The sequence below is a fragment of the Geminocystis herdmanii PCC 6308 genome (assembly GCF_000332235.1).
Classification (GTDB): domain Bacteria; phylum Cyanobacteriota; class Cyanobacteriia; order Cyanobacteriales; family Cyanobacteriaceae; genus Geminocystis; species Geminocystis herdmanii.
This window is the reverse complement of sequence record NZ_CM001775.1, coordinates 951,860-967,225: the sequence shown is the minus strand read 5'-3', so window position 1 is coordinate 967,225 and position 15,366 is coordinate 951,860. Positions and strand designations below refer to the sequence as shown.

14 protein-coding genes are annotated in these 15,366 nt (G+C 35.2%); 9 read left to right on the top strand and 5 right to left on the bottom strand.

The annotated features are described in order from the left end of the window. The first annotated feature begins 54 nt into the window (after positions 1-54). The 5 genes from fbp to SYN6308_RS21755 all read left to right on the top strand — a co-directional run bounded on the left by fbp (position 55) and on the right by SYN6308_RS21755 (position 3,684). Positions 55-1,107, top strand: coding sequence for a class 1 fructose-bisphosphatase (gene fbp / locus SYN6308_RS04810; RefSeq protein WP_017293302.1), 1,053 nt, complete (start codon positions 55-57; stop codon positions 1,105-1,107). Between the two features lie 72 nt (positions 1,108-1,179). Further along, positions 1,180-1,443 (top strand): hypothetical protein, encoded by a 264-nt coding sequence (locus SYN6308_RS04805; RefSeq protein WP_017293301.1) that lies wholly within the window; start codon positions 1,180-1,182, stop codon positions 1,441-1,443. A 190-nt stretch (positions 1,444-1,633) separates the two neighbouring features. Continuing rightward, complete coding sequence (locus tag SYN6308_RS04800; protein ID WP_017293300.1) at positions 1,634-1,858, top strand: DUF433 domain-containing protein; 225 nt, start codon at positions 1,634-1,636, stop codon at positions 1,856-1,858. 92 nt (positions 1,859-1,950) lie between these two features. Beyond that, on the top strand, positions 1,951-3,240 hold the full coding sequence (locus SYN6308_RS04795) for a lipid-A-disaccharide synthase-related protein (RefSeq protein WP_017293299.1): 1,290 nt from the start codon (positions 1,951-1,953) through the stop codon (positions 3,238-3,240). A gap of 6 nt (positions 3,241-3,246) precedes the next feature. Further along, the gene (locus SYN6308_RS21755) at positions 3,247-3,684 is read left to right on the top strand and encodes a pentapeptide repeat-containing protein (protein WP_017293298.1); all 438 of its coding nucleotides are present in this window, start codon (positions 3,247-3,249) and stop codon (positions 3,682-3,684) included. A gap of 164 nt (positions 3,685-3,848) precedes the next feature. Here the strand turns inward: SYN6308_RS21755 and SYN6308_RS21750 are convergent, their stop codons facing one another. After that, a complete protein-coding gene (locus SYN6308_RS21750) occupies positions 3,849-5,255 on the bottom strand; it encodes an acyl-CoA dehydrogenase family protein (protein WP_017293297.1) in 1,407 nt (468 codons plus the stop codon). A gap of 193 nt (positions 5,256-5,448) precedes the next feature. Between SYN6308_RS21750 and SYN6308_RS04780 the strand changes: the two genes are divergently transcribed. The 3 genes from SYN6308_RS04780 (at position 5,449) to SYN6308_RS04765 (ending at position 11,225) form a co-directional block, all read left to right on the top strand. Continuing rightward, complete coding sequence (locus SYN6308_RS04780; protein ID WP_017293296.1) at positions 5,449-7,251, top strand: serine/threonine phosphatase; 1,803 nt, start codon at positions 5,449-5,451, stop codon at positions 7,249-7,251. A gap of 233 nt (positions 7,252-7,484) precedes the next feature. Next, positions 7,485-8,882, top strand: coding sequence for an amidase (locus SYN6308_RS04770; RefSeq protein ID WP_017293295.1), 1,398 nt, complete (start codon positions 7,485-7,487; stop codon positions 8,880-8,882). A gap of 417 nt (positions 8,883-9,299) precedes the next feature. After that, a complete protein-coding gene (locus SYN6308_RS04765; protein ID WP_017293294.1) occupies positions 9,300-11,225 on the top strand; it encodes an FAD-dependent oxidoreductase in 1,926 nt (641 codons plus the stop codon). Positions 11,226-11,686: 461 nt separating this feature from the next. Here SYN6308_RS04765 and SYN6308_RS04760 read toward each other — a convergent pair whose 3' ends face one another. From SYN6308_RS04760 to SYN6308_RS04750, 4 genes are all read right to left on the bottom strand, one after another. Further along, positions 11,687-13,108: an efflux RND transporter periplasmic adaptor subunit gene (locus SYN6308_RS04760; RefSeq protein WP_026101928.1), complete on the bottom strand. Its 1,422-nt coding sequence runs from the start codon at positions 13,106-13,108 to the stop codon at positions 11,687-11,689. A gap of 103 nt (positions 13,109-13,211) precedes the next feature. Then, entirely contained in the window at positions 13,212-13,352 is a 141-nt protein-coding gene (locus SYN6308_RS25115; protein ID WP_192816146.1) for a hypothetical protein, read from the bottom strand. Positions 13,353-13,355: 3 nt separating this feature from the next. After that, a complete protein-coding gene (petN, locus tag SYN6308_RS21745; protein ID WP_017293292.1) occupies positions 13,356-13,445 on the bottom strand; it encodes a cytochrome b6-f complex subunit PetN in 90 nt (29 codons plus the stop codon). Positions 13,446-13,513: 68 nt separating this feature from the next. Beyond that, on the bottom strand, positions 13,514-14,263 hold the full coding sequence (locus tag SYN6308_RS04750) for an LmeA family phospholipid-binding protein (RefSeq protein WP_017293291.1): 750 nt from the start codon (positions 14,261-14,263) through the stop codon (positions 13,514-13,516). Between the two features lie 273 nt (positions 14,264-14,536). On the opposite strand from SYN6308_RS04750, the gene SYN6308_RS04745 reads away from it, so the two are divergent. Next, a complete protein-coding gene (locus SYN6308_RS04745) occupies positions 14,537-15,286 on the top strand; it encodes a hypothetical protein (protein WP_017293290.1) in 750 nt (249 codons plus the stop codon). The last annotated feature ends 80 nt before the right edge of the window (positions 15,287-15,366 follow it).

Here is a 15,366-nt window from a genome sequence, read left to right as displayed (position 1 = left end):
ATAAATTGAACTCTAAATTTTTTATTAAAAACGATTCACTATTAACAAAAATCTATGGATTCATCAGAATTAATCATCCCAGAATATAGTCTCGATCGAGATTGTACCACCTTATCCCGTCATGTTTTGCAACAACTCAACAGTTTTTCCGCCGATGCTCAAGATTTGAGCGCCCTAATGAATAGAATAGCCTTAGCAGGAAAACTAATCGCCCGTCGTCTCAGTCGTGCAGGTTTAATGGAAGGTGTCTTAGGTTTCACCGGAGACAGTAATATTCAAGGAGAATCCGTGAAAAAGATGGATGTTTACGCTAACGAAGTCTTTATTTCTGTATTTAAACAAAGTGGTTTAGTGTGTCGTCTCGCCTCAGAAGAAATGGACAAGCCTTATTATATCCCCGAAAATTGCCCCATTGGACGCTATACTTTACTTTATGATCCCATTGATGGTTCATCCAATGTAGATATAAACTTAAATGTCGGCTCAATTTTTGCTATTCGTCAACAGGAAGGAGAAGATTTAGACGGAGAAGCCAAAGATTTATTGCAAGACGGCTCAAAACAAATCGCCGCAGGATATATTTTATATGGACCCGCCACAGTTTTAGTTTATACTATGGGTACTGGTGTTCACTCTTTCTTTTTAGACCCCAGTTTAGGTGAGTTTATCTTAGCACAGGAAAACATCCAAATTCCTGATCACGGTTCAGTATATAGTGTCAATGAAGGAAATTTCTGGCAGTGGGATGACTCTATCCGTAATTATATCCGTTATGTTCATCGTCATGATGGTTATACAGGGCGTTATAGTGGTGCATTAGTAGGAGATATTCACCGTATTTTAATGCAAGGAGGAGTATTTTTGTATCCGGGTACAACGGATAAGCCCGAAGGCAAATTAAGATTATTATATGAAACTGCACCTTTAGCTTTTATTGTTGAACAAGCGGGAGGAAAAGCCTATGATGGATTAACCAGAATATTGGATATTGTACCCGATCGAATCCATTATCGAACCCCTGTTATTTTAGGAAGTAAAGAAAATGTGGAGTTGGTGCAATCTTTTCTTAAACAAAATGATAATACATCAAATGTAATTGCGAGGTAACGAAGCAATCTCTTGTAATTAGAGGATCAATTTTTGAGAGACAACTAATGAACAAAATAGGAGAAAAAACTAATGACAGAAGTAAAAATTAAAGAAAAAATTAATAATTATTTAGATAAATTATCTACTCCTAAATTAGAAGAAATAGCTATTTATATTGAAAAAATTTATCAACTTGAATTTGATCAAAATAAATCTGAAAAACAACCATCAGCACTAGGGAAAAAATTAAGGGCTATTAGAGCTGAAATTATTGCCGAAGGAGAATCTTTATTAACAGCAGAAGAAGTGGAAATAGAGAAAAAAATTAGACAAGGAGAATATCGAATTAATTAACTAATTAAGTAAGTGAGTAAGTGAGTAAAATTAATTGTGCATTTTATTTCTCTCAAATCTTTGATAATAATGGAGTTGAATCGGGCAGCTTCGCTGTGCCTTTGGTATCATTTATATACAATTAATTTTGCCTAAGTACTTATATATGATAAAGACTTTTATATAATAATTAAAACTAAAAAACTTGATTATGAATTACCAAGATATTATTACGATCGAATCAGGAAAACGTAGTGGGAAACCATGTATTCGAGGGATGCGTATAACTGTATATGATATTTTAGAATATTTAGCAGGAGGTATGACAGAAGCAGAAATTCTTGAGGATTTTTCAGAATTAAAACCCGAAGATATTAAGGCTTGTTTATTGTTTGCTGCCGAAAGGGAAAAAAAATTATTTGTTGCGGCACTATGAAGCTATTATTATGCAATTTTATGAAAGTAAAACAGAAAGTATTTTAATCTTAAATTGAATAAAAAATTATCTTATCAAAACCTCGATCGAATATGAGTAATCCAGTAAAATTATTAGTAATAAGTAATGGACACGGTGAAGATATTATTGCTGTAAAAATTATTAACAAAATTAGAGAAATTAGCCCTAATATTTCGATCGTATCCTTACCCTTAGTCGGCGAAGGTTTTGTCTATACTCAGGAAAATATACCCCTTATTGCCCCCGTGAAAAAAATGCCGTCAGGGGGTTTTATTTATATGGATAATAAACAGCTATGGAAAGATGTTAATAACGGTTTAATTAGCTTAACTTTTACTCAATTTAAAGCTGTTCAATCTTGGGCAAAAAAAGGCGGTTATATCTTAGCAGTGGGTGATATTTTACCTCTTTTATTTGCATGGTTAAGCGGTGCAAATTATGGTTTTATTGGTACAGCAAAATCAGAATATTATTTACGAGATGAAGAAGGTTTTTTACCAAATATTTCTAAAATTGATCGCGCAGCGCCACTTCGTGATCGAATTTTTGGCTCAATCTACTATCCTTGGGAAAAATGGTTAATGAAAAATAAACGCTGTTTTGGTGTTTTTCCCAGAGACTCTATCACCACAGAAGCTCTACAAAAAAATGATATTTGTGCCTATGACTTTGGTAATCCCATGATGGATGATTTATCCATTGCCTCTACTTATCCCGATGAAATACACTTATTAAAAATTTTACTCCTTCCCGGCTCAAGACTTCCCGAATGTATAGATAATTGGCAATTGATCCTTATGGCTATTGATGATATTATTGATAGTCAATCTCAAGATTTAATTTTTGTGGGTGCGATCGCACCTTCATTAAATCTCAGTAATTTTACGGAAATATTAAAGCAAAAGGCATGGCAAGAAGCCCCAATAAATAAAATAAATTCAGTAAATATACTGATTAACGATCGACATGGAATAGTATTTACTAAAAGAAAGGCAAAATTAATTTTAACTCAAAATGCTTACGCCCAATGTTTGAACTATTGCGATTTATCTATAGCTATGGCAGGTACAGCCACCGAACAATTTGTAGGATTAGGGAAACCTGTTATTGCCTTTCCGGGTAATGGGGCTCAATATAACCAAAAATTTGCTCAAAATCAAAGCCGTTTATTAGGCATTTCTCTACAATTAGTTAATCACCCTCAACAAGTAGCAGAAAAATTGCAACAATTATTGTCTCAACCAGATTTATGGCAATTCATCGCTGTTAACGGCAAAAAAAGATTAGGAGATACAGGCGCATCGCAAAAAATAGCGAATTTTATTATCAAAAAAATAAACCCTTTAATGGATAATAGTTAATCAATTATGGATGTTCAAGAATTAATCGAAAGATACCATCGAGGAGAAACCAATTTTCAAAAAGTTGATCTTCATGGGCAAATACTAGGGAATATTAATTTAAGTCGCATCAATCTCAAAGAAGCCGATTTGAGTGACGTTAATTTAGTTGGTTGCCTTTTACCCCAAGCTAATCTCAAAGAAGCTAATCTTAGTAATGCTATTATCCAAGGGAATTTAACGGAAATCAATCTTATTCAAGCTAATTTAACCAGTGCTAATTTAACCGAGTCTGATTTAACCGATAGTAGTCTTCGTAACGCTATTTTAACAGAAGTCAATTTTTCCCATGCCATTTTAACCTGTAGCCTTTTACACGATAGTAATTTGAAAAAAGCAAATCTCAGTCATGCCAAAATGGTTAACTGTCTTTTAAGTCGTGCAAATTTAACCGATGCAAAATAGATTGTGAATTTTAAAATTAATTAAAATAACTTACATCTTTGTTGCCTTTTGCCTTTTGCCTTTTGCCTTTCATAAAGTAAACATACAATTAATTTTGCCGACTCACTTATCCCCTAGTTTTCCTGTTTCCCTGTTTTTCTATCTTCCCTAACCTCCCCAACTCCCTAACCCCCTAATAAAAATAAAGACTCCTGTAAGACTGGTATTGTCTGCCCTGATACGCTATAAACTAAGGCTTCTCGATAATAACGGTTAGCAGAATTATCATCCTGATTTGCTTGTCCTTTACTGCTAATAATACCAGCCATCGAGCTACGAAATGCTAAATTAATTGCCTTACCTCTTAAAGATAATTTTTCCCTAAAATCTGCATCTGGATTGTCAACCATAGTTAACATATTAACTTGTAAATCTTCTATTTCTTGTTTTAGTTGATTATAAGTATCATTTACTTGGGTTAACTGCAATTTTTGGCAATTCTCCCTTAATATTTCCAATGCACCTTGAGCGCAACCGAGGGCAAAAAACCCATTATGTAAGACATTTTTCTTATCTTTTTCATGGATAGCATTGGCAGGTTTAATCATTATCACATCTTCTTCAGATAAAAACCATTGATTCAAAGTTGCAGTTACCGTATTTGTACTATTCATCGCACAAAGTTTCATTACTGAGCTAAACTGTAAATTTTGTTGAGGAGAAAAGGGTAAAATTCCATATAACTCAGTTCGATCGATCATAGTCGCACCAATGATAAAATAATCAAAAATCCCATAACCCGTAATCCAAGGCACAAAACCCGTTAATTCATAACCACCCTTAACAGGAATAGCCCTTAAACATGGTTTTCCTTGTCTTCTTAAATGGGAAAAACCAACTCCACAAAAGAGATTTTCCTCAAGAATTTTTGACAAATATTTGTGCTGAATTTCTGCACTACTTTGAGCTAACATCACCATCGCACTTTGATGCTGAGTTTGTAAAAAAGATAACGCCCCAGAATATTTTGCTATCATTATTTGCCACGAATAAAAACCCTTATTACTCATCCCTAAACCCCCTAAATTTTTACCTAGTTTTAATCTCAAGAAATCAGGATTAACTCTATTCATTAAATTTAACTTTTCTTTAAGAATATCAGGATTTCGATCGAGCAAATGAGCTTGAGGTAAAATTTCTGTCTTTAAAAAATCTTCAGCACTATTTAAAATAAGAGTTTCTGAGTCGGGAATGGAGTTATTTTCCTCTAGGTTTTCTACCGCTATTAATAAAAGTCTTTCCTTAAACTTTCCCTTCAGATTTGCTTTGTTTTCCCTAATTTCTGCAATTTTATTTTTATCTAAATTATGACTAAAAATAAGAGCTTCTATTACCTCATAAACATCCGCTATTTCTTCCATCAAATCAGATTCTTGAGCCGTTAAAACTTCTTGGGATTCTTCCACTAATTTTTGTTTAAGCGCTTTTTTATATTCATTAATATTTAATACTTTTACTTGACTTTTTTTATTCTTTGTGTTGATAATTTCTGGTATTTTATCTCTAACTAATTTCGGATATTTAGGGATCATAAATAGGCTTTGTCCTATATATTTTTTAATCTTTTGTAATTGCTTAATATCTTAAACCCATCTCCTGTCTTCCTGTTTGTTTTCCTATCTCCTAACTTCATCAACAAATTTATAGTTCACCTCTATTATTGATCAATTTTTTTCAACCATCAACTATATAATGTTTAATTATAAGTAGTCAGGATGATGCGATATGTCGATCGAAAATAATTTAACAACTCCAGTATATCAATGTGTTATTAGTTGTGATAAAAAGAAAAACCCCACTATTCCCTTTGTTTTTCCTACGGATGAAAACCTTTCCCCTCATAGATATATTTTAACTTCTCCCCTAGAAGATACTTCTTTATCTCCATTTTTTAGTAGTAACGATCGTCACTACTATGCCTTAGAAGTGGAAGACACTCAACCCACCCAAAGAGGCATTTTAGACGATAACTTAGATCAAGTAGAAAGTTTTGAACGAGACAGTTTAAAACAAGCAGGAATCCCTGATTTAGCCTTTGCATACCTAACTTTAACCGAGTATAACCCCACCATCCCCGAACTTTTAGACGGTTGGGAAGACGAAGAAAACGATCAAGAATTTATTATTATCAGTCAAAATCAAAATTATCCAACCTTAGAAAAATATTTAAGCACTACCCCGTTAGAGATAACCAAAGTTTTACCCTATCTACAAAAAATGGCAAAACTCTGGAAAAGTTTTTCTAAGATAGAGTGTTGTGAAACTTTACTGCGAATTGATAACTTAAAAGTGTCCGATGAAGGTACATTAATCTTAGATAAAATATACCTCGATCGAGCCAATGATCCCCCATTATTACGACAATTAGTAGAAATATGGGCATATTTGCTCGAAGAATTAAAAGGAGACTATAAAACCATCATCACCGACTTAATGATCAAAATTGAATCAGGAGAAATTGATGATATTAAAGAACTTCGATCGGAATTACAATCAATTCTACAAGAAATAGAAATGAAACTAATTTTAGCCCAAGAACAAGAAGATCAAGAAGAAGATGTGATCTTCATACCCGGAGAAGACGAATTACAAGACTTAGTCAATCAATTTGAAGACGAAGAATCAGACGGAGAAGAAGCCACCCAGATTAACAATCCCGATGGAGATGATCAACCTACCGTTGTTTTACCCATGAGACTCTTAAGCGTAACCGACGTTGGCTTAAGTGACATCGGCAGAAAAAGAGGACACAACGAAGACTGTTTTGCCATTGAAACATCCATTCGGAAAAAAGAAAGCTCTCAAGGCTCATATTTTAGCGCTAAAGGACTCTTTATCGTATGTGATGGTATGGGAGGTCATGCTTCTGGAGAAGTCGCCAGTGCCATGGCAGTAAAAAATATTTATCGTTATTTTCAACAACATTGGACAGATGAAATACCCAACATAGAAGTAATCAAAGAAGGAATCCTCCAAGCTAATGAAGCCATTTATACCGCCAATATTCAAAAAGGGCAAACAGGCTCAGGAAGAATGGGGACAACTTTAGTCATGACACTTCTTCAAGACACCAAAATTGCCATTGCCCATGTCGGCGACAGTCGTATTTATAAAGTAACCCGCAAATGGGGATTAGAACAACTCACGGTAGATCATTCCGTAGCACAATCAGAAATTAAACAGGGCATAGAATCAGACGTAGCCCATGCCAGACCTGATGCCTACCAATTAACTCAAGCCCTCGGACCGAGAGACAATGCTTTTGTCAATCCTGACATTAACTTTTTTGAACTCAAAGAAGATACTTTATTATTAATGTGTTCTGATGGTTTATGTGACAATGACTTATTAGAAAATCATTGGGAAACTACGTTATTACCCTTAATTAGTTCTAAAGCCAACCTCGACACAGCAATTACCCAAGTAATTGATCTAGGTAATCAAATCAACGGACACGATAACATCACCTGTATTTTAATTCGCATCAAAGTACAACCCAACCTTGAGCATCAGAATCCCATTTTTTAGAAAAGTAGGGACGCAAGGTTTGCGTCCCATATAAGGTTTGCATCCCATATAAGGTTTGCATCCCATATAAGGTTTGCGTCCCATATAAGGTTTGCGTCCCATACAAGGTTTGCGATGGAGGTAGGGGTTTATGGTATAAACCCCATTGGTATAAACTCCATTGGTATAAACCCCATTGGTATAAACCCATTGGTATAAACCCCGTTCAAGAAGAAGTAAAATATTTTAACCTTATGACAAATAATCTCGAATCTCTCTCCGCTTTAACATTAAGTAAATTAATCCATGACAAAGAAATTTCCCCTCTGGAATTAACTACCTTTTTTGCCGAAAGAATTACTAAAATTGACCCCCAATTAGGTAGTTTTGCCCATATGTCGATCGAAACCGCCTTAGAATCCGCCAAAATTCAAACCGAAATACTAGGAAAAACCCCAGACACTGCCGAATTACCCTTATTTTTCGGTATTCCCACAGCCATCAAAGACTTATACCCCGTCAAAGGAATGCCCATAAGCTACGGCAACGGCTTCATCAAAGATCAAATCTCCGACTACGATGGCGGTATCGTCAGCAAAATTAAACAAGCAGGATTTATCATCATCGGTAAAACCGCCACATCCGAATTAGGCTCATTACCCTATATCGAATCTGTAGGAATGCCCCCCTGTCGCAATCCTCATAACCTCGAATATACATCAGGCGGATCAAGTGGCGGAGCTGCTGCTGCCGTAGCAGGAGGATTAATTCCCATTGCCCCCGGCTCAGACGGAGGAGGTTCTGTACGAGGACCCGCTTTTTGCTGTGGTTTAGTGGGTTTAAAGCCCTCCAGGGGACGTATTTCTAATGCCCCCGTAGGAGATTATTTAGGAGGAATTGCCACCCACGGTTGTTTAACTCGTACCGTAGCCGACAGTGCCGCCCTATTAGATGTTCTCTCAGGATACATCACAGGAGACCCTTATTGGTTAGATAATCCTGAAACTTCCTTTTTACAAGCCCTAACTCAAAACACAGGTAAATTAAAAATTGCCTTTGCCACAGAGGTTTTACCCACAGGAAAAGCCCATGACATTATACAGTTACAAGTAAAAAATACCGCCCATAAATTAGAAGCCATGGGACATCACTTAATCGAAATTGTCCCTGATTTCAGTACCTTAGTAGAGCCTTTTATTACCATTTGGCGATCGAGTATTACAGTCGCAGGATTTCCAGATCAAATATTAAACCCTATGAATCGATGGTTAAAAGAGCAATCTCAAGATTTAGGAGAATATTTAAGAGCATTACACCAAATGCAAGTGATTTCCCGACAAATAGTCGCCCTTTTCGATGATTTTGACGTTTTACTCTTGCCTACTTACCTTCAACCCCCCATTCGAGTGGGAGAGTGGGCTGATTTATCCCCAGAGGAAACCCTACAAAAAATCATTGAATGGATTACTCCTTGTCCTGCTTTTAATGCCACAGGGCAACCCGCTATGGCTATTCCCACAGGCTTTACTCCCCAAGGCTTACCTATAGGCGTTCAATTAGTCGGCAAACCTAATGATGAAAAAACTATTTTACAATTAGCTTATCAGTTAAGCGAGGAAGCATCTAAGTTGACTGGTGAGGGTAGGCAATAGGCAACAGGCAACAGGCAACAGGCAATTTCTCTCAAAAATTTCCCCTTTTTTAAGCAGGGTTTTTTCAAGGAGGGAATCTTTTTTTCATCAAAACTCATTACTTATTACTTATTACTCATTACTTATTACTTATTACTTATTACTTATTACTTATTACTTATTACTTATTACTTAAAAAACACCTTGACGATCGTTGCTTTTTCTGTTAAAATTTATATAATGGGAGTATAAGCATTTTCAGAAATAGACAAAAAGATTCCCATTATGATCTTTATATTATTGTGACATAATAGTTAGCAAAAGTCAAGATAAAATAAGATTTTTTTTCTCCCCCATTCAAAAGAAAAAATCGAGGGATATTTTTGGTAAAGTAATGTAAAGTTTATTTACATCTTATTTTAAAGTCAAAAGTATTCCATGAATAGTTTTATCTCTCGTCGTAATCTGCTTAAATTATTTACTTTTACGGGTATTCTCGGTATTCTGGGTTACTCAAGGGTAGTAAAACCTCAACCAACTATTCATCGATGGGATACTTTAACTCTACCTCGCAAACTTAGTAACCCGAAAAAAGTAGTCGTCATTGGTGGTGGCTTGGCGGGTTTAGCCTCCGCTTATGAATTGAGTAATCGAGGTTTTGAGGTGACTCTGTTAGAAAAATCGCCTCAGTTGGGGGGTAAAATTGCTAGTTGGGATATTCAAGTGGGGGAAGATAACTTTAAAATGGAGCATGGTTTTCATGGTTTCTTCCCTCAATACTATAATCTTAAAAGTATTGTTAAGGAGATTAGTATTGAAAATAATTTTCAATCCCTTGATTATTATTCGGTATTGTTTAAGGGTGATAAGTATAAGCCTGAGAATTTTCGCCCTAGTCATTCTTCTTTTCCTTGGAATATCGTTGATTTAGCTATTTCCTCCCAAAATTCTCTCCATTGGGGCATTAATCTGGCAAATCCTGAACATTGGCGCGTTTTTCATGCTATTACTAGCTTTAATATTCCTGATAGTTACTATAGCTTAGATGATATTTCTGTTACTGATTGGGCAAATAAAGGTATCCCTCAAGGTTTGTTTGATTTATATTTCCTTCCCTTTGCTAAGTCTTCTCTTAATGCTCCTGATGTTTTAAGTACTGGTGAACTAATGCAGTTTTTCCATTTCTATTTTTTTGGTAATCCCGAAGGGTTGGCTTTTAATGGTACGATCGATGATATGGGTAGGAGTTTAGTTAATCCCATTGCGGAAAATATCACTAATAATGGCGGTAAAATTATCACGGAAGCGACTATTAGTAAGATACATTGTCAGGGAGATAAAATCAGCTCGATCGAGTTTTATCAGGGTGATAATATTAGTAATGTACCCTTTTGGATTGAACAGAATCCTTTATTACAAGATAATCAGTATGATTATTATGGTGCTGGAGATGCTTTATTTGCGGTGGTGAAGGATACGGATAAAGCCCTTTCTCTCAGTTGTACCCATCAAGGATGTACAGTTAATAAACAAGATGATGGTAAGTTTTTATGTCCTTGTCATGGTGCAGTTTATGATAATGATGGTAAAGTTATCAATCCTCCTGCTAAACGCAATCTTAACACCTATAAAGTTATTGCTAGAGAAGATAACCGAGTTAAATTAGTGGCGAATAATCCTAAGATAGCAAATAAACCTAGTTCGATCGAGGCTGATTATTTTGTCATGGCAACGGATGTTAACGGCATCAAACATCTATTTAACTTAATGGAAGGAGAAGAAAACACTTGTACGCAAACTAAGAATCAAGTAGAAAGTTTAGCATTAGCCGATCCTTTTGCTGTAGGGCGTTTTTGGTTAGATAAAGATTTTGATTGGCAACATAGCAATTTTGCCTCCTTATCAGGTTATCGCCTAACCGATAGTATCACCCTTTATCATCGCATCCAAACTGAATATAAAGCATGGGCGCAAAAAACAGGAGGAAGCGTTGTCGAGTTACACGCCTATTGTTATAAAGAAAAAGAATTTCCTACCCAAGAGGCAATACTAGAGACATTTCGACAAGAATTACTAGAAATTGTGCCAGAATTAGCAGATGCCACGATTTTACATCAACAATTAGTCAACCAGAAGAATTTTTCGGGATTTCCTCCTAATAGCTTCAAGATGCGCCCTTCTACGGAAACGGAAATTAAAAATTTGATGTTTGCAGGAGATTGGGTGAAGATGCCTTTTCCTTGCGGTTTGATGGAGAAAGCCATTAGTAGTGGTTTACTTTCCGCCAATGCCATACTCTACCAAGAAGGATTGCAAAGACGAGATTTATTATCAGTGAATCCTTCGGGATTGTTAAGTATATAGGGTCTGCTGAAAAAGTCTTTTGATGAGGATAGGAGAGAGGAGTCAGGAGACTGGAGATAGGAGAAATACTGAAACATCAAGGTTTTGATGCTGTTGATACCTCAGTTCGATACAAGAATGTCTGATTTAGGTAGGTTGCAGGTTGCAGGTTGCAGGTGTAGTTTTCAGAAGATGATATAATTCTATCAAAAAATTGAACATAAACAAATCAATTAAGATATATTTTTTGTCAATTCTTTAACCTAATACCTAATACCTGACACCTAACACCTTTACAGCACCGAAAATTTTATGTCGAACTCAGGTTGTTGATAGATAGAATAAGTATAGTTGTATTTTAAAAAATAAGGTCAAAAGTGTCGAATTTTTGAATAAAAATCCTTAAAACTGCGCACTTTTTTTCTTAATGTATTATGTATAAACTTTTGATTTTAATAGCTTTCTGATTTATTCAGCAAACCCTACTTAGGTGATTTTTTATTTCTTGGTAAGTCAATAAAAACTCGATCGCCCGGTTGTAGTCCACTCAAAACCTCAGTTTTATCATCAACGGAAGTACCGATCGAAATCGGTTGAAATTTAGGCTCGTTATTTTCATCAGGAATCATTACCCCCGTTTTACCTTCTTCCGTGACAATGGCAACCGTAGGCACAACCACCACATTAGTTAATCTATCCCCTAAAAAATTAACCTCCACATTCATCTTCGATAATAGTTTTTCTTGCCCAGTTAGAATCGCTATTTTCACTTCAAAAGAAGTTACATTTTGCTCGACGATCGCCTCTGGTGCGATACTTTTAACCACACCTTCAAACACTTGCTCAGGGTAAGCATCGGCAATAATTTGAACGGGTTGCCCTAACTTGATTTGATTTAAGTCAATTTCGGGAACTTTTGCCACAATTTCTAAACCTCTTGCCAAAGCCACGATCGAACTAGAAGTAGCGGAAGCTGTAGCAGAAGCGGAAGTAGTGGGAGTCACAAAAGCTCCTTCCGTGGCAAATCTTTGGGTAACAATACCATCAAAAGGAGCGGTAATATAGCTTTCTTCGTATTTAATTTTGGCAATTTCTAAATTAGCTTGGGTTGCTTGAATATTGGCTTTAAGCCTTTCCATTTCGGCTTTTCCACTTAATTGCCTTTCTTCCATCGCAATCTTAATTTCTGCGATCGCAGCTTCTAAACGCTTAATTTCTGGGTCTTCTGTAGTTTGTATTTCTTCCATCCTACGCAGAAGTTGTTGAATATTTGCTTGAGCTACAACATACACATTACCTAATTCATCAAACTGATTTTGACTGATAACTCCCTCTTTTAACAGATTCTCGTTACGTTTTAATTGAACTTCTGCTAATTTTAATCTTGATTCTGCTTCCCTTAGTTGTGCTTGAACTTGCTCAATCTGGCTAGGAATACGACGTTTTGACTCTTCTAAACGGGCTAAGGCTTGATTGATTTGAGCCGTATAAATTTGTATGTCTCCCTGTAGTTTAATATTGGATTCCTGTAAACCTGATTGTGATTCTCGTAATCTGGCTTCCGCTTGGATTCCTTGAACATATAATTCCTGATTATCCATGACGGCAATGGGTTGTCCTTGTTTGACGATCGCACCTTGATCTACCAACAACTTAACAATTTTCCCCGCATTTTTCGGACTAATATTCACACTTTGTATAGGCTCAACCGTACCACTAGCTCTAATTTCGAGATTGAGAGTTTGTTGAGTAATGGGAACGGTATATTGATCAATAACCGTAGGAGTATTGCTACGATTCATCATCACATAACTAGCGATGGCTACAATAATAATGCCACCGCCCATAATGCCAAAAATCCAAGGCAGGGGATTATGTTGTTTTTCCAAGTTGCTTACCGTCATAGGGGATTGGGGGATTAAGGGTATTAGGGGGATTGAGGAAAGAAGATAAGTTGTGAAAATACTTGATTCCTCATTCCTCATTCCTCATTCCTAATTATTTATATTATAGTTTTTTATCTCGATCGCGCTGACGACGATCGCGCCATTCCAGAGTCGAGAGATAAAGAATACCGCCACTCACAAAAATTAATAAGACAATGGCGACAATGAATAGAATATTGAGAATAACTGGTGATGATTCCACAATTTAGAAACCTTTTCTACCCCATACTACCATTGCGATCGACCATGTGAAAAGAGCTAGAACTCCAGCCCAACCTAAAGTAAGAATATCCATAATTAATTACTACATTTAAACTCTAATTTTAAAACTATTTTATATTATCATTAATAAGCTAGTCCTCGCTAGGACATTTTAGGGAGATGAGTGATACCTGCCATGGCCAAAAAACTTAATTTTCCATCTTCAGTGGAGACATGATTAATCTTCAAAGAAATACCATCCACCGATAAACGATCTAAATTTAAAACTTTCAAAGATTCATCTAAAATAGCTTTAATGAGAATAGGAGAAAATTGTGTTCCTTGAGTACATTCAACCTCATCCATTAACAGATTTTTACCAATGGTACAAATACGGGGTTTAATGATTAAACACACACTTTCGAGGGAATTATCCTCTAAAATCTTCAACTTTGCCTTAATCATAATGCGCCCATCCGCTAAAATACGACAGTCCACCCTAAAAAACTTCACTTTAACAGGATGATTGTGACGAAGAATTTCATAATTTTGTAATTGTCGATTAAGATTATTAATATTTAAAGCAGATTCAATGTCCTTTTCATTTAAAACAATAGACGCATTTCCCTTGCTAGGTTGAGTTAATTGTACATTTCCCATTAAAGCCTTAAAAGGACTAACGGCGATATTATTTAAGGTAATTTTCATTTTTTCTAACCTTAAATCTTTTTGCATTATTAAACCAGAACCATCTATATCTAAAGATTCTAACACTCCTTGTGCTAATTTTTGAGGATTTGTTTTTACCTGTACCCTTAAATGATCTGCATTTTTAATCTGACTTTTAAAAGCCATTTCTGCAATTTTATTAATAGTTTTTTCCCCAAGATTATCCCATGATTTTTGAAACATAGCTATTTATTATAAAAATTAAATTTATCGATTTTTATTAGTTGTTATCTCAGATTTTATTAAGTATTGTAACATTAACTGAGATTTTTTTTTAGCGATAATTAAAATCTGTTTATCTTCTGTTTCCTATTTTCCTGTCTATTCAAAATCTCACCATTCAAATGGGGATACCATAGATAAGAAAGATTAAATTTTCAGAAAAATCATCGTGACTAAGGTAAAAATAAGCTATTCTTAAAGTAATCTCATTTATCACAATATTTTATATTTTTCATGGCTTCAACACCACAACTTCAGACATCTTCTCCCGAAAATCTCATGTTAAATGACATTGAGGAGTTAACTGTATCTCTTGTTATCAAAAATTTTAATCCTAGTTTATTGAGCTACGAACTTCTTACTATGAGCGGTATTGTTCCATCGGATTGGGAATTAGCAAGACAACCAGTCAGTAATCCTCGTGGCTCACAAGTAAGTTTTAAAAATGGTGTTAATATCATTGCACAACCGAACAATATTAGCTTTGTGGAAGGTTTAGGTAATAAAGATATTAATAGTCTTCAGTTTGCCAATATTGCGCAAAAATATGTTAATAAAATGTCTAATGCTGAATATCAAGGTATCAGTATCAGTCCTAAAATTATTGTGCCATTTAGTCAGGAAGAAGATGGGGGTAAAAACTTTATTAATAATACCCTTTTAAATCAAGGGGCATGGTTTAATTTTGGTAATATTACTCCTCAAGCATCTTTAAATTTATTTTATCAGCTCGATCGAGCTCAATTAGTTTTAAATATCAATCCTGCAAAATTACAACAACCTAATGAGATAACTATTTCGGCGGTACTATTTGCGGGTAGTTTTAATTATAATTTAAACGACTTAATTGGAGATTTACGCATCAAAACATTAATGGATATTACTAATTCTTGGCAGAAAGATTTAGATACTTTTAGAGAGTTAATTTATCAAAAATTCTTACAAAAAGCAGTTTCTGAAAAAGCTAGTTTATTTGATAGTTAATTAAAAGTTTGTAGTAATGGCTAAAGCCATTGATTCATAACCCCTAAAGGGGTTACTACGAACTTATATAACAAAAATAT